General features: G+C 70.2%; 20 protein-coding genes. 10 read left to right on the forward strand and 10 right to left on the reverse strand.

Features of this window, described 5'->3' with window-relative positions:
- Nucleotides 1–67: 67 nt before the first annotated feature.
- The 5 genes from ACW5EG_RS01150 to ACW5EG_RS01170 all read right to left on the reverse strand — a co-directional run bounded on the left by ACW5EG_RS01150 (nt 68) and on the right by ACW5EG_RS01170 (nt 2,347).
- Nucleotides 68–463: a YciI family protein gene (locus ACW5EG_RS01150; protein WP_457020635.1), complete on the reverse strand. Its 396-nt coding sequence runs from the start codon at nt 461–463 to the stop codon at nt 68–70.
- 22 nt (nt 464–485) lie between these two features.
- A complete protein-coding gene (msrB, locus tag ACW5EG_RS01155; RefSeq protein ID WP_457020636.1) occupies nt 486–953 on the reverse strand; it encodes a peptide-methionine (R)-S-oxide reductase MsrB in 468 nt (155 codons plus the stop codon).
- A 146-nt stretch (nt 954–1,099) separates the two neighbouring features.
- Complete coding sequence (locus ACW5EG_RS01160; RefSeq protein WP_457016789.1) at nt 1,100–1,348, reverse strand: DUF3297 family protein; 249 nt, start codon at nt 1,346–1,348, stop codon at nt 1,100–1,102.
- A 47-nt stretch (nt 1,349–1,395) separates the two neighbouring features.
- Complete coding sequence (locus tag ACW5EG_RS01165) at nt 1,396–1,680, reverse strand: DUF4031 domain-containing protein (protein WP_457016791.1); 285 nt, start codon at nt 1,678–1,680, stop codon at nt 1,396–1,398.
- 100 nt (nt 1,681–1,780) lie between these two features.
- Complete coding sequence (locus tag ACW5EG_RS01170; RefSeq protein WP_457016793.1) at nt 1,781–2,347, reverse strand: DUF3016 domain-containing protein; 567 nt, start codon at nt 2,345–2,347, stop codon at nt 1,781–1,783.
- Between the two features lie 146 nt (nt 2,348–2,493).
- Between ACW5EG_RS01170 and ACW5EG_RS01175 the strand changes: the two genes are divergently transcribed.
- The 4 genes from ACW5EG_RS01175 (at nt 2,494) to ACW5EG_RS01190 (ending at nt 7,425) form a co-directional block, all read left to right on the forward strand.
- A complete protein-coding gene (locus tag ACW5EG_RS01175) occupies nt 2,494–3,456 on the forward strand; it encodes a L,D-transpeptidase family protein (protein ID WP_457020637.1) in 963 nt (320 codons plus the stop codon).
- Between the two features lie 10 nt (nt 3,457–3,466).
- Nucleotides 3,467–4,171, forward strand: a complete 705-nt coding sequence (locus ACW5EG_RS01180; protein ID WP_457020638.1) for a M23 family metallopeptidase — start codon at nt 3,467–3,469, stop codon at nt 4,169–4,171.
- 93 nt (nt 4,172–4,264) lie between these two features.
- Nucleotides 4,265–5,182 (forward strand): ankyrin repeat domain-containing protein, encoded by a 918-nt coding sequence (locus ACW5EG_RS01185; protein WP_457020639.1) that lies wholly within the window; start codon nt 4,265–4,267, stop codon nt 5,180–5,182.
- A 29-nt stretch (nt 5,183–5,211) separates the two neighbouring features.
- Nucleotides 5,212–7,425, forward strand: coding sequence for a hypothetical protein (locus tag ACW5EG_RS01190; RefSeq protein ID WP_457020640.1), 2,214 nt, complete (start codon nt 5,212–5,214; stop codon nt 7,423–7,425).
- A gap of 90 nt (nt 7,426–7,515) precedes the next feature.
- Here ACW5EG_RS01190 and ACW5EG_RS01195 read toward each other — a convergent pair whose 3' ends face one another.
- A complete protein-coding gene (locus tag ACW5EG_RS01195; RefSeq protein ID WP_457016803.1) occupies nt 7,516–8,148 on the reverse strand; it encodes an arylesterase in 633 nt (210 codons plus the stop codon).
- A 243-nt stretch (nt 8,149–8,391) separates the two neighbouring features.
- On the opposite strand from ACW5EG_RS01195, the gene ACW5EG_RS01200 reads away from it, so the two are divergent.
- From ACW5EG_RS01200 to ACW5EG_RS01210, 3 genes are read left to right on the forward strand one after another with little or no spacing between them, the layout of a single operon-like run.
- Nucleotides 8,392–9,123 carry an ABC transporter ATP-binding protein gene (locus ACW5EG_RS01200; protein WP_457016804.1) on the forward strand — a complete coding sequence of 244 codons (732 nt, stop codon included), beginning with the start codon at nt 8,392–8,394 and terminating at the stop codon, nt 9,121–9,123.
- Nucleotides 9,124–9,131: 8 nt separating this feature from the next.
- The gene (locus ACW5EG_RS01205; RefSeq protein WP_457020641.1) at nt 9,132–11,657 is read left to right on the forward strand and encodes an ABC transporter permease; all 2,526 of its coding nucleotides are present in this window, start codon (nt 9,132–9,134) and stop codon (nt 11,655–11,657) included.
- A gap of 15 nt (nt 11,658–11,672) precedes the next feature.
- Entirely contained in the window at nt 11,673–11,897 is a 225-nt protein-coding gene (locus ACW5EG_RS01210) for an RNA-binding S4 domain-containing protein (protein ID WP_457016808.1), read from the forward strand.
- 188 nt (nt 11,898–12,085) lie between these two features.
- Here ACW5EG_RS01210 and fabB read toward each other — a convergent pair whose 3' ends face one another.
- From fabB to ACW5EG_RS01225, 3 genes are all read right to left on the reverse strand, one after another.
- On the reverse strand, nt 12,086–13,312 hold the full coding sequence (gene fabB / locus ACW5EG_RS01215) for a beta-ketoacyl-ACP synthase I (protein ID WP_457021380.1): 1,227 nt from the start codon (nt 13,310–13,312) through the stop codon (nt 12,086–12,088).
- Nucleotides 13,313–13,314: 2 nt separating this feature from the next.
- Nucleotides 13,315–13,824 carry a 3-hydroxyacyl-[acyl-carrier-protein] dehydratase FabA gene (gene fabA, locus ACW5EG_RS01220; RefSeq protein WP_457016811.1) on the reverse strand — a complete coding sequence of 170 codons (510 nt, stop codon included), beginning with the start codon at nt 13,822–13,824 and terminating at the stop codon, nt 13,315–13,317.
- A 171-nt stretch (nt 13,825–13,995) separates the two neighbouring features.
- Nucleotides 13,996–14,322, reverse strand: a complete 327-nt coding sequence (locus tag ACW5EG_RS01225; protein ID WP_457016813.1) for a DUF6249 domain-containing protein — start codon at nt 14,320–14,322, stop codon at nt 13,996–13,998.
- A gap of 142 nt (nt 14,323–14,464) precedes the next feature.
- On the opposite strand from ACW5EG_RS01225, the gene ACW5EG_RS01230 reads away from it, so the two are divergent.
- Nucleotides 14,465–15,064, forward strand: coding sequence for an RNA polymerase sigma factor (locus ACW5EG_RS01230; protein WP_457020642.1), 600 nt, complete (start codon nt 14,465–14,467; stop codon nt 15,062–15,064).
- Nucleotides 15,061–15,504 carry a hypothetical protein gene (locus ACW5EG_RS01235; RefSeq protein WP_457020643.1) on the forward strand — a complete coding sequence of 148 codons (444 nt, stop codon included), beginning with the start codon at nt 15,061–15,063 and terminating at the stop codon, nt 15,502–15,504. Before ACW5EG_RS01230 ends, ACW5EG_RS01235 begins: the two co-directional genes overlap by 4 nt.
- Before the next feature lie 183 nt (nt 15,505–15,687).
- Here ACW5EG_RS01235 and ACW5EG_RS01240 read toward each other — a convergent pair whose 3' ends face one another.
- A complete protein-coding gene (locus tag ACW5EG_RS01240) occupies nt 15,688–15,945 on the reverse strand; it encodes a hypothetical protein (protein WP_457016819.1) in 258 nt (85 codons plus the stop codon).
- 132 nt (nt 15,946–16,077) lie between these two features.
- On the opposite strand from ACW5EG_RS01240, the gene ACW5EG_RS01245 reads away from it, so the two are divergent.
- Entirely contained in the window at nt 16,078–17,109 is a 1,032-nt protein-coding gene (locus ACW5EG_RS01245) for a class I SAM-dependent methyltransferase (RefSeq protein WP_457021381.1), read from the forward strand.
- Nucleotides 17,110–17,114: the final 5 nt, after the last annotated feature.

A 17,114-nucleotide genomic window follows, 5' to 3' on the forward strand; every position in this document is an offset into this window, starting at 1 on the left:
TGGTGCGGGCAGGCGTGCGCCGCTGCTCGCTGTTTGCGCTGCCCGGATGGCTCGCCTGCGCCGCCGCTCAGGCGGCGGCCGGGCGCGATGCGGCCCCGACCCGCTGCCTGACCGCGGCGACGTCGCGCACCGGGCGCACCTCGATGCAGCCGGTCTGCGCCCAGGGCAGTTCCTCGGCCATGCGGATCGCGTCCTCCAGGCTGTTGGCCTCGACCAGGTTGAAGCCGGCCAGCAGCTCCTTGGTTTCGGCGAAGGGGCCGTCGACCACACTCACCTTGCCGCCGCGACGACGCACCGACTTCGCGGTGCGTGCGGGTTCGAGCTGCTGGAAACCAAGCAGCGTGCCTTCGTCCTGCAGCGCGTCGGCGCGCTCCAGGCAGTGGCGCATGCGCCGGTCGAACTCGCCCTCGGGCAGCGCCTCGAGCAAAGTTTCATCGACGTAGACCAGCAGCAGGTACTGCATCGGATCCTCCGGTGCGTGGATGTCAGGCGGCGGGGGCCGCCTCGTTGTCGCCGCGGCGCAGCGGGTCGGGTAGCGGCGTGCTTTCGTCCACGAAGCCCAGCGACGCCGAATTGATGCAGTGGCGCTCGTGCGTGGGCGGCGGGCCGTCGGGAAACACGTGGCCAAGATGGATGCCGCAGCGCGCGCAGACCTCTTCGACGCGGACCATGCCGTGGCTGGCGTCGCGCACGTAGCGGATGTGCGCCGGTGCATAGGGCGCGAAGAAGCTCGGCCAGCCCGTGCCCGAATCGAACTTGGCGCCGGAGCGGAACAGCGGCAGCCCGCACAGGCGGCAGGCGTAGACCCCTTCGCGCTTGTTGTCCAGGAACACGCCGCAGAACGGCGCCTCGGTGCCATGCGACAGCAGCACGCGGCGTTCGGACTCGTCCAGGCCGGCTTCCAGCGTGGCGCGCTGCGCGGGGTCGGGCGGGGTCAGGTCGAATCCGGACACGGGCGGACTCCTTGCGAGTCTGGGGTTCTGGAGTTTGCCAGCTTGCCGTCGCGGCCGCGCGCGCGATCGTTAGCCTGCGCTCACGCCCACAGTGCGCGAAACGACATGCGCGAGCGATGCGGGCATGCAGGGTGGGACGGCGTGGGTTATTCGGCTTGCGGCAACTGGTACCAGGCTTCGACTTCGCCCTTGAGCTTGATCGTCAGCGGCTGGCCGCGGCGGTCCAGGGCCTTGCCGGCGGCGACGCGGATCCAGCCTTCGCTGATGCAGTACTCCTCCACGTCGCGCCGCTCCACGCCCTTGAAGCGGATGCCGATGCCGCGGCCAAGCGAGGCTTCGTCGTAGTGCGGGCTGCGCGGATCGTTGCAGAGGCGGTCGGGAGGCGTTTCGGACATGGCGAGGTGCGGCTGATCGGGTGTGGCCAGCGATTGTAGCGGACCGGTCACGGCGCCTCGCCCCGGCCTTGCGCCCTGGCGCGTGCGATCACCGCCCGTACCAGGGCGCGGTCGTGGTGCCGCGAGATCGGTTGCGCCCCCAGCGCGATTGCCAGCTCGCGCAGTTCAGCGGTGACGTCGTAGTGGGCGCCGCTGGTCCTGTTTTGGAAAGCGTGGCGCGGCATGCCCAGGCGTGCGGCGAAGGCGTGCAGCTCGTCGAGCGTGTCGGCCATCAGGTGCGCCCAGCGCCTGCCGCGCCACAGGGTCACCGCGTCGTCGACGTAGACGGTCATCCGGCGGCGGCTCCTGGGCGTGTCGACAGCGCATCTTCGCGCCATACGGCGTGTCGCCACCGGTGCAGTGTCGATGCCCCACGCGCGGCGTGTGGCCCGCTCAGTGGATCGCGACCTCGGACCTGCGCAGTTCGTCGCGCACCCAGCCGTCGATCATGCGCTTCTCGTAGTACAGGTTGTCGTGACTGGCCGCGTTGCCGCCGCCCATCAGGAAGCCGGTATCGCGCATCTCGCGGCTGCCCTCGGCGATCAGCTGCCCGTCGGCTCCGTAGTGCTTGAATTGCAGCGCCATCGACGGCGGATAGTGGTCGCGCACGAAGCGCACGTCCTGCATGTTCATGCCGCGCCAGGGCTCATAGCGGCCGGCGCGATTGAGGTCGGTGATCGTCACCTCCAGCCGCTCGCCTTCGGGCAGGCGCTTTTCGGCGGAGTCGCGCATGTGTTCGGCCAGCTGTTCGACCCAGCTGCCTTGGGCGGCGCGCCAGCGGTTGCCGCTGAACTTGAGGTCGGTGAAGTTGGACGGGTCGGTCCATTGCACCTGTACCGGGCCTTCGGCCGGCAGGCTGCGCGGGGCCTCGGGGTCGGTGACGTTGCGGGATTTGGCGGTGACGGTGGCGGTCGCCAGCAGGACGACGACCAGCAAGAGCAGGCGTGCGAAACGACTCATGGCTAGGCTCCGGTTTGAACGCTACGAGTCTGCGCTCGCCGGGCTTAACCGTGCGCGACCCCGGGCGGCCGCGCATGCGTTCACGTCACGCAGTCAGGCGGCCACGCAATGATGCGGCCCGACTTCCGCTGCCTGGACCTCTCCGCATGAGCCCACTGCTTTCACCCTTCGTCGCCCTGGCGCTGTGCCTGGCCGCCACCTGCGCCCATGCCGCCGACGATGCCGCTGCCGGCCATACCCCCGAGGCGGTCAACGCCGCCACCGGCGCCGGCCAGGCCGCGCTGCTGCGCGCGCAGGTGCTGCTGGAGCGCGCGCGCTTTTCTCCCGGCGAGATCGACGGTGGCGCCGGCACCAACACCAGCCGCGCGATTGCGGCCTTCCAGCGCGCCAAGGATCTCGAACCCAGCGGCGAACTGGACGAGGCGACCTGGCAGGCGCTGGCCGCGGATGCGGCACCCGCGCTGGTCACCTACACGCTTACGGCCGAGGACGTGGCCGGTCCGTTCCCGAAGATTCCCGAAGACACGATGGAGAAGGCCGATCTTGACGCACTGGGCTACACCTCGGTGGAGGAGGCGCTGGGCGAGAAGTTCCACGCTGCCCCGCAGCTGATCGCGCAGCTCAATCCCGGCAAGCCGCTGAAGGCCGGGACCGGGCTGGTCGTGCCCAACCTCGCCGACCTGGCGCCGCTGGCGCCGGCCGCAACCGTGGTGGTCGACAAGTCCGACTCGGTGCTGCGCCTGCAGGACGATGCCGGCAAGGTCTATGCGCAGTTCCCCGCCTCCACCGGCAGCGAACACGATCCGCTGCCGATCGGCGAATGGACCGTCAAGTCCGTCGCCGAAGATCCGACCTTCCACTACAACCCCGAGCTGTTCTGGGATGCCGACCCCTCGCACGCCAAGGCGACCCTGGCTGCGGGGCCGAACAACCCCGTTGGCAGCGTCTGGATCGACTTGTCCAAACCGCACTACGGCATCCACGGCACGCCCGAGCCGGCCCAGGTCGGCAAGACCCAGTCGCACGGCTGCATCCGCCTGACCAACTGGGCCGCGCGCACGCTCGCGGGCGCGGTCAAGGCCGGCACGCGCGTGCTGCTGGAAGAGTGAGGCGCAATCCGTGCGCTGGCTGACGGTCGGTGTGCTGCTGTTGCTGCTGGCGAATGTCGGCTGGTGGCTGCTGCGCGGCGATGGCGGAGCGTCGTGGCAGCGCAGCGCGACGCCGGTGGCGACGACGGCGGATCCGGCCCCGACGGCGGATCCGGCCCCGACAGCGGAGTCGGCAGACGCGCCACCCGCGGCACACCATGCCGCGCTGCCGCCTCCGCTTGCCGGAACCAGTGAACCCGCAGCGCTACCCGTTCCAATTGCCCCTGCAACCGACCCGGCCGGCCTGCTCGTGCCCGTGCAGGGCATGCAGGCGGACGATCTGTACGACACCTTCGGCGACGCCCGCGGCAGCGAGCGCAGCCACGAGGCGCTGGACATCATGGCCCCGGCCGGCACGCCGGTGCTGGCGGTGGCGGACGGCCACGTCGAAAAGCTGTTCGACAGCGATCGCGGTGGTCTGACCATCTACCAGTTCGAACCCTCCGGCCGCTGGTGCTACTACTACGCCCACCTGCAGGCCTACGCCCCCGGCCTGGCCGAGGGCGCGCCGCTGAAGCGCGGCCAGGTGATCGGCTACGTCGGCAGCACCGGCAACGCCGACCCGGCCGCGCCGCATCTGCACTTCGCCGTGTTCGCGCTCACGCCCGAGCGGCAGTGGTGGACTGGCGCACCGCTCAATCCCTATCCATTGCTGACCGGAAAGTCCGCGGACTGAAGCCGGCCCACGCCGCGTGGCCCGCCGCGGTCGATTGGGCTAATCTGCAACCGTCACCCGACGGTATACGACGCCATGGAAGGAGTCCCAGGGATGGAAATCCGTGCCCCCATCGGGCCGACCGCAGGTCTGCCGCGCCCCGGCATCCACCTGCCGCTTTACTGGCTGGTATTGGCCTGTCTGCTGCTGTCGGCCTGCAATCCCGACCTGTTGGCCGCCGCGCGCCAGTCGCAACAGCAGGCCGCACTGGAAGAAGCCTTTCCCGATCCGAAGGCGCAGGCGCTGGCAATCGCCGCCGAGCACGGGGATGCGGCCCGGATCAGTCGGCTGATGCGCGACGACAGGGTTGATCCCGACACCATTTTCAGCAGCCCCAAGGGGCGCATCCCGCTGCTGGCCTGGCCGATCATCACCGGCAGTCCGGAAGGTTTGCGCGCGATGCTCGAAGCCGGCGCGGATCCGAACGTGAAAAGGCCCTTCCCCAGCGATCGCGGCGAACGCTACTACCCGAACGCCATGGTCTGGGCCGCCCAGCACAATGACCCCGTTTACCTCGAGATCCTGCTCGACCACGGCGGCGACCCCAACACCCGCAACACCAACGACGAGGCGCTGCTGTTCCACGCCTACATCCACCAGAACCAGTGGCGCAACGTGCAGCTGCTGGTGGAGCGGGGGGCGGATGTGAATGCGAACGTTTCGGTCGGTCGCACCATACTCAACCTGTATGCATCCAGAGGTGGCTTTCAGATGGTGCATTGGTTGCTGGAACGAGGCGCAGACCCGACGCTGGACTACGTGCGGAACGATCCGGTCAGTGCACCGGATTCGCATTCCATCGAGGCGGTCTTCTGGCATCCCGGAAATCCGGATGACCCGACATGGCAGCGTGAATGCCAACGTTGGCTGCTTTCTCGTGGGCACGCTCGCCCCCCGATGCCGGAGCATTACCGGCTTATGCGGCAGCGTCTTGGATTTCCGCACGAGGAAGAGAAGATCACCCTGCTTTGAAGTGACTAGCTGACAAGGAATGTCACACGATGAACCGCCACGACGCGCAACGGTTTCTGATGCAGCAGCTCAGGGAAGATGGCGATCCGCGGGAGCAGCAAGCCAAGGAACTCGAAGCTCTGTACCACGCCCGTGAAATGGCGGGGTTGTCGGAAGATGCGTACAGCGCAGCTCTAGGACAGGGCGTACCCCCACGTGGCTGGGCACGCGCCAGTGAGAGGCCGGAACTTGTCCGGGCGCTTCTCTCTGGAAGCGAGCTCACCGACGACGAGCTGCGTGACCTGCTGAAGCCTGACCGGTCCGGTTTCCGTGCCGAGATCTACATTCCAGATCCCGACGTGCTTGTTCAGGGATACAAGCCCACCCTTGCGTTCAAAGGCTCGGCTGGCGAGGTCATCGCGTCGGATGGCTCGCGTCGGGATACAACTGCGGAAGACTTCCTCGGCAATAATTTCCCGCAATCCATCGGCATGGCGACCGAGTATTACGATCGTGGCATGGATCTCGCGATGTTTCTGAAACAGCAGGGTCTGGACTTCGACATCACGGGTCATAGCCTCGCGGGCGGTACTGCGTCCGCCGCTTCCGCCGTAACCGGCATGCGCGCGGTGACGTTCAACGCCGCTGGCTTGCACCGGGAAACGGTTGTCCGTTTCGCAAGCCAGAACAATGGCATGCTCGTCTACGACACCAACCAGACCGTCACCGCCTGGCAGGTCCAGGGCGACCTGCTCAACGATGGCATCCAGGGAGACCTCGCCAACCTCGGCGTGCTGGAGCGCCACCGGTTGGCGGGGCTGCTCTCTGACACGGCTGCGGTGATGCGCAAGGTGCCCGAAGCGAGGCAGATGCTGAACACGCAGCTGATGGCCGGGATCCCGGAATCCTCGCATCCGGCGATCCAGAGCTTCCTCGACCGGCTCGAGAAAGGCGACGGCGCCGCACTGCTGCGCGACCTGCCGCAGGCGGCCGGCGTGCGCAAGCCGCCGCTGGTCGCGATGCAGGCCGGTGAGGCCGGTCCCGTCCCGCGCGACTACGCGGCATCGGTGGGCGAACTGCATCGCCTCGCGGGTCCGCTGCTGAACGTGGTGGCGAGCGCGGCGCGCGGCGCCGACGCCGGAAGCACCGCTGGCCAGGTGGCAGCGTTTGGTGGCCGCATCGCCAACACCGGCCTGGACCTGGCCGGAGACGGCACGGCGTCGGCGCTGGGCCATGCCGGAACCTTTGCCGCGCAGGGCTACGGGCTGGCCGGCGTGACGGTGGAGCACGGCACGCGTGCGATGGGCGAAGTGGCCGCACGCTGGCGCGAGACTGCCGCGGCCACCGAAGCCGGTGCGCATCGCGCGCACGGCTGGCTGCAGGAGCAGTACGCCGGCGCGACGGCATCGGGTTCGCGCGTGCTGGGCGCCGTGGCCGGCCTAGTGTCGCCCCAGTTGCAGCGTGATCTGGAAACCCGGGCCGAGCAGCAGGAAGCACAGGGCCGCGAACTGCTGGCGCAGTCCCGCGCGGAGGCGGCGCAGGCGCTGCAGCAGGGACGCGGCTCCGCTGGCGCGATCCGGCTCGGGGCAGGGTCCATCGGCGCGGCCCTGCATGACGACATCGCGCGCGTCGGTGAGCGCGCACGCGAGCGAGTGGGCGCGGCCGCCACGGGAGTGGACGCGACGCTCGACGGAGTGGGCGACCGCGTAGCGGGCGTCACGTCGCGTGCACCGCTTGCAGGCGCCACGGTGGGCGGAACGACGGGGCTGCTGGTTGGCGCGGCAGTGTCGTATCAACCGGGCACGCCGTGGACCGCGTACAGCGTGCAGGGCACGGTGGAACTCGCCAGGCAGGCAGGGCCGGCGATGCACGAATCGCTGCAGCGCCACGGCATGGCCAGCGCGGTGATCCCGAGCCTGGACGGCGAGATCGCGCGCCAGGAGGAGGCCGCGCGGGCGCTGCTGCGTGCGCAGGAACGCGAGCGCTCCGCCGACGACCGGCAGCTCGCGCCCGCACAGGCCGATCGGCCCTTGCTGTACATGGGCGAGTCGGGGCGCGCGCTGGACCGGTTCATGGACGCAGTGCAGTCGGGCGATGGGGCGCGTATCTCCGCGGCATCCGCGGCGCTGCTGGATACGAAGCAGGCGCAGGACTGGCTGGAGGCGGGGCGGACGCAGCTGGAGGAGCAGCCCTGGGGGCTTGCGCCGGTTGCGGGGCAGGTGGCGGAAGGGAGCCCGGTGGTGGACGCGGCGCTTGCGCGGTAGGTCGCCGGTAGGTGGTTTGTTGATCGCGGCTGAAGCCGCTCCTACAGGGGGCGGCGGGAGTGGCGTCAGGCAAGGTGGCGCACCTGGTCCTCAGCGCAGCAGTGGTTCCAGTGCCGGCCACACGTGTTCGAGCAGCTTGTGCTGCGCTTCGACGGTGGGATGCAGGTTGTCGTCCTGGTAGGCGCTGCGGTCGAGCGCGATCGGGTCGAGCAGGAATGGCAGCAGGGCGGTATCGAACAGGTCGGCCAGTTCGCGGTAGTTGCGCTCGAAGCCGCGCGTGTAGTCCGCGCCGAGGTTCGGCGGCATGCGCATGCCGACCAGCAGTACCCTGGCCCCGACGTGCTGCGAGGCGCCGATCATGCGCGCCAGGTTGCGCCGTGCCTCGCGCAGCGGCAGGCCGCGCAGGCCGTCGTTTGCGCCCAGCGCGATGACGACCACGTCCGGCTGGTGGCGCAGCACTTCGCCGACGATGCGCGACGAGCCGCCGGCCGTGGTCTCACCGCTGATGCTGGCGTTCACCACGCGCCAGCCGGGCCGCTCGCGCGCCAGCCGCTCGCCCAGCAGTGACACCCAGCCTTCGTGCGCGGCCATGCCGTAGCCGGCCGAGAGCGAATCGCCCATCACCAGCACCGTGCGCGGCTGTTGTGCGCTGTCCGGCGCCTTCGGCTGCGCGAACGCCGGCAGCAGCGCGAGCAGCAGCAGTAAACCGATGGCCCATTGCATCGAACGACGTCCGACCGCATAAGGAGTGCTGGTGCGAGCCGGCATCGAGTCGTGCCGGGACGCCCGCGTCATCGCCCGGAACCTGGCAGGAATGCCGGCCGACCCGCGCTGCGGGCTGTCGAAGGGCAACCCCCGCGCTCGCGGGAAGGATGGCCTGGCCGGTACCGCGAACTGTTGCATCGAAACTCCCTGGCCGTCGTGCGCATCGCGCCTGCGGTCCACGATAACCAAACCGGAATGAACATGGCCGACGCTCCAGCGCCCCACGCCGCCGCCGACCTCGCCGCCCACGCGCTCGCGCCCGCCCTGCGCGTGCAGGACCTGGGCAAGCGCGTGGCGCTGCCTTCCGGCCCGCTGACCATCCTCGACGAGGTCGCCTTTGAAATCGCGCGCGGCGAAGTGGTGGCCATCGTCGGCGCCTCGGGTTCGGGCAAGAGCACCCTGCTGTCGCTGCTGGCCGGGCTGGACACGCCTTCGGCCGGCAGCGTCTCGCTGGACGGCGAGGCGATCTCCGCGCTGGACGAGGATGGGCGCGCGCGGGTACGCGGCGAGAAGGTCGGCTTCGTGTTCCAGAACTTCCAGCTGCTGCCCTCGCTGACCGCGCTGGAGAACGTGATGCTGCCGCTGGAGCTGCGCGGCGATGCCGATGCCGAGGCGCCGGCGCGCGCGATGCTGGGCAAGGTCGGGCTGGGCGAGCGCCTGGACCACTACCCCAGGCAGCTGTCGGGCGGCGAGCAGCAGCGCGTGGCACTGGCGCGCGCGTTCGTGACGAAGCCCTCGCTGCTGTTCGCCGACGAGCCCACCGGCAACCTCGACACGCATACCGGGCAGGCGATCATCGAGCTGCTGTTCGCGATGAATGGCGACGCCGGCACCACCTTGGTGCTGGTGACGCACGACGACCACCTGGCCGCGCGCTGCCACCGCACGCTGCGGCTCGACAGCGGTCGGCTCGTCGCCGACGAACGCGGCTGAGCGGGCGCATGAGGACCCTCACGCTCGCCTGGCGCCAGCTGCGCCGCGACATCAAGGCCGGCGACATCCGCATCCTGTTCGCCGCGCTGGTGCTGGCGGTGGTGGCGGTCACATCGGTGGGTTTCGTCACCGACCGCGCCGGGCGCGCGCTGGCGATGGAGGCCAACCGCCTGCTCGGCGGCGACGCGCTGGTGCGCGGCGATGCGCCGATCACCGGCGCGATCGACGAGGCCGCCAATGCGCCCGGCCTGCAGCGCACGCAGACGGTCGAACTCGACAGCATGATCCGCGTCGGCAGCGGCGCCGACGCGCAGCTGCGGCTGGGCGACCTGCGTGCGCTGGGCGAAGGCTTCCCGCTGCGCGGCAGCTTCCGCATCGCCGATGCCGATGGCACGGAGCGCGATGCCGCCGCGGTGCCAGATTCCGGCACGCTGTGGCTCAGTCGCGCCGGCGCGGACACGCTGGGCGCACGCATCGGCGACAGCGTCGGCATCGGCACGCGCGAGTTGCGTTTGGCCGCGCTGGTGATGCAGGAGCCCGACGCCTCGATCGACTACTTCAACGTCGCGCCCAAGGCCTTCCTCAACCTCGCCGACCTCGCCTCGACCGGACTGGTGCAGGAAGGCAGCCGCATCCGCTACCGGCTGGTGGTGGCCGGCGACGCCGCCGCGGTGGAGCGCTTCACCGCCACGGCAAACACCAACCTGGCCCGCGGCCAGCGCATCGAGACGATCACCGATGCGCGTCCGGAAGTGCGCTCGGCGCTCGATCGTGCCGGCCGCTTCCTGGGCCTCGCCGCGCTGGTTTCGGTGGTGCTGGCGGCCGTTGCGGTCGCGATGGCCGCGCGCCGGCACAGCGAGCGGCATCTGTCGGGCGTGGCTGTGATGCGTTGCCTGGGCGCGCAGCAGCGCACCCTGGTCGGGATTCATGTCGGCGAGCTGCTGCTGCTCGGGCTGATCGCCTGCACCGTGGGAGTGGCGATCTCGTTCGCGCTGCAGTGGTCGGTGGCGGGCTGGCTGGGGCAGGCGCTCAAGGTCGACATCCCGCCAGCCAGCGTGTGGCCGGCGCTGCACGGCTACGGCGTGGGCCTGGTGGTGCTGCTGGCCTTCGGTGCGCCGCCGGTGCTGGCGCTGCGGCGGGTGCCCGCGCTGCGGGTGCTGCGCCGCGATCTCGACGGCGCCGAGCCTTCGGCATGGATCGTCGCGCTGGCCGGGCTGGGCGGGCTGGCCGCGCTGCTGTGGTGGCAGGCCGGATCGGCCACGCTGGCCACCGCGATGCTGGTCGGCATCGCGGCGACGCTGGCGGTGCTGGCGCTGATGGCCTGGGGCTTGATCCTCGTGGTGCGGCGCCTGCGCGGGCAGCTGCGCGGCGCGCTGCGCTACGGGCTGGCCAACGTCAGCCGCCGTGCCGGCACCTCGATCGCGCAGGTCAGCGCGCTGGGGCTGGGCTTGATGGCGCTGCTGCTGCTCACCTTCGTGCGCACCGACCTGCTCGACCGCTGGCAGCTGGCGCTGGCGCAGGACGCGCCCAACCGCTTCGTCATCAACGTGCAGTCCGACCAGATCGGGCCGGTGCGCGAGTTTGTCGCCGCGCGCGGCGTGGCCGAACCGGTGCTGTTCCCGATGGTGCGCGCACGCCTTGTGCAGCACAACGGCAGCGCCGTGAGCGGCGCCGACTACGCCGATCGGACCGGCGATGCCGAAGAAGACCGGCAGTCGCAGCGGCGCGCCGAGCGCGAGTTCAACCTGTCGATGGCCGATGCCCTGCGCGACGACAACAAGGTCACCGCCGGCACGTTCTGGAAGGCCACGCCGGCAACGCCCGAGCTGTCGGTGGAGGAGAACTTCGCCAACGGGCTGGGCTGGAAGATCGGCGACCGCATCGCCTTCGACATCGCCGGCCAGCGCTTCGAAGCGCCGGTCACCAGCCTGCGCAGCGTGGAGTGGGAGAGCTTCCAGCCCAACTTCTTCGTGCTCGCCTCGCCCGGTGCGCTCGACGGTTATCCGGCCAGCCACATCACCGCGCTGCAGGTGCCGCCCGAACAGGCACGCTTCACCGCCGAACTGGTGCAGGCATTCCCCAACCTGTCGGTGATCGACGTCGATGCGGTGCTGGCGCAGGTGCGCTCGACCGCCGACCAGGTCTCGACGGTGGTGCAGGTGGTGTTCTGGTTCTCGCTGCTGGCCGGCGTGCTGGTGCTGCTGGCGGCGGTGAGCGCCAGCCAGGACGAGCGCTTGCTCGAAGGCGGCGTGATGCGCGCGCTGGGCGGCCGCCGCGGCCAGCTGCGCATGGCGCAGGTCTCGGAGTTCGCGGCGATCGGGCTGCTGTCGGGGCTGGTGGCGGCGATCGCGGCATCGATACTGTCGGGCGTGATCGCGGTGCAGGTGTTCGACCTGCCGTGGCGCATGAACTGGATGCTGGCGGTGGTGGGCGGCGCGCTGGGCGTGCTGGTCACCCTGTTGGCGGGGCTGTTCGCCACGCGGCGGGTGCTCGATGCGCCGCCGTCGGCGACACTGCGGGAACTGCAGGGCTAGGCCGGGGAACGATCGATGGATGAAGAGACATTCGAACTCGAAGGCGAATTCGTCGAGCTCAATCAGTTGCTCAAGCTGTGCGGCGTGGTCGACAGCGGCGGCGCGGGCAAGGCGATGGTCGCCAGCGGCGCGGTGCGTGTCGATGGTGCGGTGGAACTGCGCAAGACCTGCAAGATCCGCGCGGGGCAGGTGGTGGAGACCGACGGCCTGCGGATCGTGGTGAGGGACGCCGGCTCGTGACGGTCGGGCGGCTGCGGCGAGCCGCCAGCGCGATCAGGCGTGGGCAGCGGGCGCGATCGGGCTAGGTTGTCATCCCGAGCGCAGCGAGGGATCTGCTCGCGCTGCGTTGCCATGAAGGCAGATCCCTCGCTGCGCTCGGGATGACAGGACACGCGGCAGCCGGGCGCTGCCATCGCGTCCCCGGCCGCTCAGCCTTCCCAGCGGCGCAGCACCAGGCTGGCGTTGGTGCCGCCGAAGCCGAAGCTGTTGGACAGCACCGTCCGCAGCTCGGCGTCGCGGCTTTCGCGTACCAGCGGCAGGTCGGCCGCTTCCGGGTCGACGTTGTCGACGTTGATCGAGCCGGCGATGAAGCCCTGCTGCAGCATCAGCAGGCAGAAGATCGCCTCGTGCACGCTGGTCGCGCCCAGCGAGTGGCCGGTGAGCGACTTGGTCGACGAGAACGGTGGCACGGCGTCGCCGAACACCGCGCGCATCGCCCGCAGCTCGGCGACATCGCCGACCGGGGTCGAGGTGCCGTGCGTGTTGACGTAGTCGATGCCGCCATCCAGGCCTTCGATCGCCAGGTGCATGCAGGCGATGGCGCCTTCGCCCGAGGGCGCGACCATGTCCTCGCCGTCGGAGCTGGCGCCAAAGCCCACCAGTTCGCCCAGAATCGTGGCGCCGCGCGCCTGCGCGTGCTCCAGGCTCTCGAGTACCAGCGCACCGCCGCCGCCGGCGATGACGAAGCCGTCGCGGTCGGCGTCGTAGGCGCGCGATGCGCGCTCCGGGGTGTCGTTGAACCTGGTCGACAGCGCGCCCATGCCGTCGAACAGCATGGCCATGCCCCAGCTGGACTCCTCGCCGCCGCCGGCGAACACCACGTCCTGCAGGCCGGCCTGGATCTGCTGCGCGGCCACGCCGATGCAATGCGCCGAGGTCGCGCAGGCCGACGAAATCGAGTAGTTCAGGCCCTTGATGCCGAACGCCGTGGCCAGGCAGGCCGAGACGGTCGAACTCATCGTGCGGGTCACCTGATACGGGCCGACGCGGCGAATGCCGCGTTCGCGCAGGGTGTCGGCCGATTCGATCTGGTTGGTCGGCGAACCGCCGCCCGAACCCATGATCAGGCCGCTGCGTGGATGCGACACCTGCGCCTCGTCCAGCCCGGACTGCGCGATCGCGTCGCGCAGCGCCAGGTAGGCGTAGGCCGCCGCGTCGCCCATGAAGCGGCGTAGCTTGCGGTCGATCAGCGCCTCCAGGTCGACCTGCGGCATGCCAGAGACTTGGCTGCGCAGGCCCTTGTCGGCGAACCCCTGGTCGAAACGGATGCCCGATCGCCCCTCGCGCAGCGCGCTGGTGACGGTATCCAGGTCATTGCCCAGGCACGAGACGATGCCCGCCCCGGTGATCACCACGCGACGTGGGCCCAGCGCCATGCTCATGCCTCGACTTTCCTCTGGAACAGGCCCACGCGCAGGTCGTTGGCCGTGTAGATTTCGGTGCCGTCGCAGTACATGCGCGCGTCGGCGATGGCCAGGATCAGCTTGCGGCGGATCACCCGCTTGATGTCGATCTCGTAGCGCACCAGCTTTGCGTCCGGCCCCACTTCACCCGTGAACTTCACCTCGCCGGCGCCCAGCGCGCGGCCGCGGCCGGGCAGCTTCTGCCAGGTGAGGTAGAAGCCGATCAGCTGCCACATGGCATCCAGGCCGAGGCAGCCGGGCATCACCGGGTCGCCGCTGAAGTGGCACTGGAAGAACCACAGGTCCGGGCGAACGTCGAGTTCGGCCTCGATCCGGCCGAGCCCGTGGGCGCCGCCGTCGTCGTCGATATGGGTGATGCGGTCGAACATCAGCATCGGCGGCAGCGGCAGGCGGCCGCTGCCGGGGCCAAAGAGCGTGCCCTCGCCGGAGGCGATCAGCTGGTCGTAGTTGAAAGAGTCCTTCATCGGGCGGGGTATCGCTCACGCTGCGCGGGACGGTGAAGTATCGCGGAAATGCGCTGCGAACGGCACCCGCAGGGCGGGTCGGATTGTCCGGGGGCCAGGCCTGCGCCCTGCGTGGAGGCGGGGCAATCGCCGCCGGTGCCCGCCGCAGGGGGCTCCGGCGGTGGTCGTCGGCTACTTCGCCCGCCGCGCCAGGTAGTAGGCCGCCAGGTTGCCGGCGCCGGTCGCCGCCAGCAGGATCGCGAACAGGCCGGGCGAGGCGTCTTCCCAGGAGAAGGCCTCGAGCAGGCCGAACCCGACCGCCAGTGCGACCAGGATCACGCCCCAGCGCAGGGAGGCCTGGCGGCGGCGCGTTTCCTCGCCGTCGATGATTGTGCGCAGCATCTCTTCCGAGCCGTTGGACTGGACCATCTGCTTGCGCGCCCGGGCATCGACCACGGCCTTGATCGCCAGGTAGATGCAGATGAACAGGGTGATGGGGATGAAGACTTCGATTTCCATGACGGGGATCCTGTGGTTGGGTGGCGCACGTGTGGTCTCGGCAACAGGGATACGGGCTGCCCCGCCGCGGTTGCAGGCCGCGTGTGCACCCCGCCTTTCCGGCCTTGCAACCGTCCGGGCGGCGGGCGTATCCCTGTTGTCGATGCTCGACTCCCCCCACACCACCGATCCGCTCGCCGCCGACCGGGCCCTGGCCGCGGCCGTGCTCGCCGGCGCGCCCGGCGCGTTCGAACGGCTGGTGCGCGACTACCAGGGCCTGTGCTGGCACGTGATCGACCGCATGGTCCGTCACCCCGACGACACCCGCGAGCTGTGCCAGGAGGCCTTCCTGCGGGTGCACCAGGCGCTGCACCAGTACCGCGGCGAGAGCGCGCTGAAATCGTGGATCGCGCAGGTCGCCTATTCGGTGGCCAGGCGGCACCTGGAGAAAAAGCGCATCCCGATCGCCGAGTCGCCCGCCGGCGATGACGGCCCGTCGCTGGTCGAAAGCGTCGGCGACGGCTTCGATCTGGAGGGCGCGACCGCCGACGAGGAGGTTGTGGGTCTGCTGCACGCGGCGATTGGCCAGCTGCCGCCGCTGCAGCGCACCCTGCTGACGCTGTATCACCTGGAAGAGATGCCGATCGGCGAGATTTCACAGGTGACAGGGATCGCCGAAGGCACGATCAAGAGCCATCTGTTCCGCAGCCGCAGGCAACTGCGTGGCCTGCTGGAGTCGACCATGGGAGTTTTCGCCGCATGAACAAGCATCCATCCCGCCCCGCCGATCCGGCACCTGTCGACGAGCGCGAGTGGCTTGCCCAGGAGCAGGCCCTGTCGATGCCGTCGGGCCGGCGCGCCGATGCCCTGCTGGCGCGCGCCCTGCGCAGCCTGCCGGCGTCGCGGCCACCGCCCGGCTTTGCCGCGGAGGTGGCGCGGCTGGCGGCGGCCGGCCCGCATCAGGCGAGCGCGGTTGATGCGCGGCTGGAGCGGCTTATGCTCAACGTCCTGCTGGGCCTGCTCGCGCTGGCTTCGATCGGCGCGGCGGCCTGGTACGGCAATCAGTGGTGGGCGCTGGCCAGCCAGGCGCTGGGCGCAGGCGCCGCGCAATGGGCGCTGCTGGGCGCGGCTTGCCTGCTGCTGTCCTGGCTGCCCGAGGCCGCGCGGCGCGTGCACGGCGACCGGCCACCCGAGACCGCCTAGGACCAGCGGGACCCGGTGCGGTTTGTCATTTCGAACGCAGTGAGAAGCGCTTTACAACGGCGAAGCTGGTCAATCTCTGAAAAATCAAGATCATAAGATTTCTCGCTACGCTCGAAATGACAGTTCTTGTAAGCGTTAGCCCAAATGGCGGCGGCAGTCAGCCGCGCGGGGGCTGTCCCGCCTTCAGTCCACGGTCTGCAATTCCACCTCGAAGCGTCGCGCGTAGTCGCGTTCCTCGCTGACCCGCATCACCTCGGCACGATCAAAATCCGGCGCGCCGTAGACCGCGCACGCCACGCCCGCATCGTTGCGTCCCACTGCCTGCAGCCGGTAGCGGGACTGGCCACTGCCGGTCTCGGGCGGGTAATGCATCGGCGGCTCGCTGCCGTCGATGTCGAGCTCGCCATTGTCGATAACCCCGCCAACGAACAGTGCACGCATGGCGCCTCCTCCTGTCATGTGCCTGCCCGCAGACTGCGGGCAGGGATGTTCCCGTGCGGTCAAGACCGCGTGTGGCGGGCGTTCCCGCTTGCCCTGCGGTCGGCCCGCTAGAATCGTGCCCCGTCCCGCACCCTGACCGCAATGACCGATCCCGCCCTCGATGCCCTGATGCTGCCCTTTGCCGGCGGACTGTTGCCCTGGCCCGGGGACGGCGCGCTGTTCCTGCGTGCCCGTAGCGGGCCGGCCCTGCATGCGCATGCGCCGCGCAGCCTGGTGTGCGAGCAGTCGTTCCGGCCCGAACACGACGCGCTGGAGCGCGCGGGCTTTCCCACCAGGGCGGCGGGAGAGGACAGCTTCCCCCTGGTCCTGCTGCTGCCCCCGCGCCAGCGCGAGGAGGCACGCGCGCTGCTGGCCCACGCGCTGGCCCGCACCGCGCCCGGCGGCAGCATCGTCGCGGCTATGCCCAACGATGCCGGCGCCCGCTCGGGCCAGGCCGACTTCGAGGCCCTGCTGGGCAGCGCCTCGGTGCAGAGCAAGCACAAATGCCGGGTGTTCTGGGCGAAGGTCGACCGGGCCGATTCCGCACTGGCCGCTGCCTGGCGTGGGCTGGACGCGCCGCGGCCGATTCTGGGCGGCCCCCATCTCAGCCGTCCGGGCGTCTTCGCCTGGGACCGGGTCGATCGGGCATCGGCCCTGTTGGCGCGGCACCTGCCGCCGACGCTTGCCGGCCACGGTGCCGACCTGGGTGCCGGCTGGGGCTACCTGTCGGCACAGGTGCTCGAGCGCTGCCCGGGCGTGACCGCGCTCGACGTGATCGAGGCCGAGCTGCGTGCGCTGGACTGCGCGAAGGCCAACCTGGCCGCGCATGCGCCGCGTGTCGCGCTGGACTACCTGTGGCGCGACGTCACCGCCGGACTGCCGCACCGCTACGACTTCGTGGTCAGCAATCCACCGTTCCATGCCCTGCGCGGCGAGCCGCGGCCCTCGATCGGCCGGGCCTTCATCGACGCGGCCGCCGACGCCCTGCGGCCCGGCGGCGCGCTGTGGCTGGTGGCCAACCGGCAGCTGCCCTACGAGGAGATCCTCGCGTCCCGGTTCACGCAAGCCCGCGAGGTCGCGCAGGAAGGCGGCTTCAAGGTGATCACGGCGGTGAGGGGGCGATGAGCACA

The sequence above is a fragment of the Luteimonas sp. A611 genome, from assembly GCF_054072715.1.

Coding starts and splice junctions, on each gene's coding strand:
- ACW5EG_RS01170 (WP_457016793.1), bottom strand. CDS start 2,347: ATGAGTCGTTTCGCACGCCTGCTCTTGCTGGTCGTCGTCCTGCTGGCG.
- fabB (WP_457021380.1), bottom strand. CDS start 13,312: ATGGCGCTGGGCCCACGTCGCGTGGTGATCACCGGGGCGGGCATCGTC.
- ACW5EG_RS01150 (WP_457020635.1), bottom strand. CDS start 463: ATGCAGTACCTGCTGCTGGTCTACGTCGATGAAACTTTGCTCGAGGCG.
- ACW5EG_RS01235 (WP_457020643.1), top strand. CDS start 15,061: ATGAACAAGCATCCATCCCGCCCCGCCGATCCGGCACCTGTCGACGAG.
- ACW5EG_RS01195 (WP_457016803.1), bottom strand. CDS start 8,148: ATGCAATGGGCCATCGGTTTACTGCTGCTGCTCGCGCTGCTGCCGGCG.
- ACW5EG_RS01205 (WP_457020641.1), top strand. CDS start 9,132: ATGAGGACCCTCACGCTCGCCTGGCGCCAGCTGCGCCGCGACATCAAG.
- ACW5EG_RS01225 (WP_457016813.1), bottom strand. CDS start 14,322: ATGGAAATCGAAGTCTTCATCCCCATCACCCTGTTCATCTGCATCTAC.
- ACW5EG_RS01210 (WP_457016808.1), top strand. CDS start 11,673: ATGGATGAAGAGACATTCGAACTCGAAGGCGAATTCGTCGAGCTCAAT.
- fabA (WP_457016811.1), bottom strand. CDS start 13,824: ATGAAGGACTCTTTCAACTACGACCAGCTGATCGCCTCCGGCGAGGGC.
- ACW5EG_RS01230 (WP_457020642.1), top strand. CDS start 14,465: ATGCTCGACTCCCCCCACACCACCGATCCGCTCGCCGCCGACCGGGCC.
- ACW5EG_RS01165 (WP_457016791.1), bottom strand. CDS start 1,680: ATGACCGTCTACGTCGACGACGCGGTGACCCTGTGGCGCGGCAGGCGC.
- ACW5EG_RS01190 (WP_457020640.1), top strand. CDS start 5,212: ATGAACCGCCACGACGCGCAACGGTTTCTGATGCAGCAGCTCAGGGAA.
- ACW5EG_RS01175 (WP_457020637.1), top strand. CDS start 2,494: ATGAGCCCACTGCTTTCACCCTTCGTCGCCCTGGCGCTGTGCCTGGCC.
- ACW5EG_RS01240 (WP_457016819.1), bottom strand. CDS start 15,945: ATGCGTGCACTGTTCGTTGGCGGGGTTATCGACAATGGCGAGCTCGAC.
- ACW5EG_RS01160 (WP_457016789.1), bottom strand. CDS start 1,348: ATGTCCGAAACGCCTCCCGACCGCCTCTGCAACGATCCGCGCAGCCCG.
- ACW5EG_RS01185 (WP_457020639.1), top strand. CDS start 4,265: ATGGAAATCCGTGCCCCCATCGGGCCGACCGCAGGTCTGCCGCGCCCC.
- ACW5EG_RS01200 (WP_457016804.1), top strand. CDS start 8,392: ATGGCCGACGCTCCAGCGCCCCACGCCGCCGCCGACCTCGCCGCCCAC.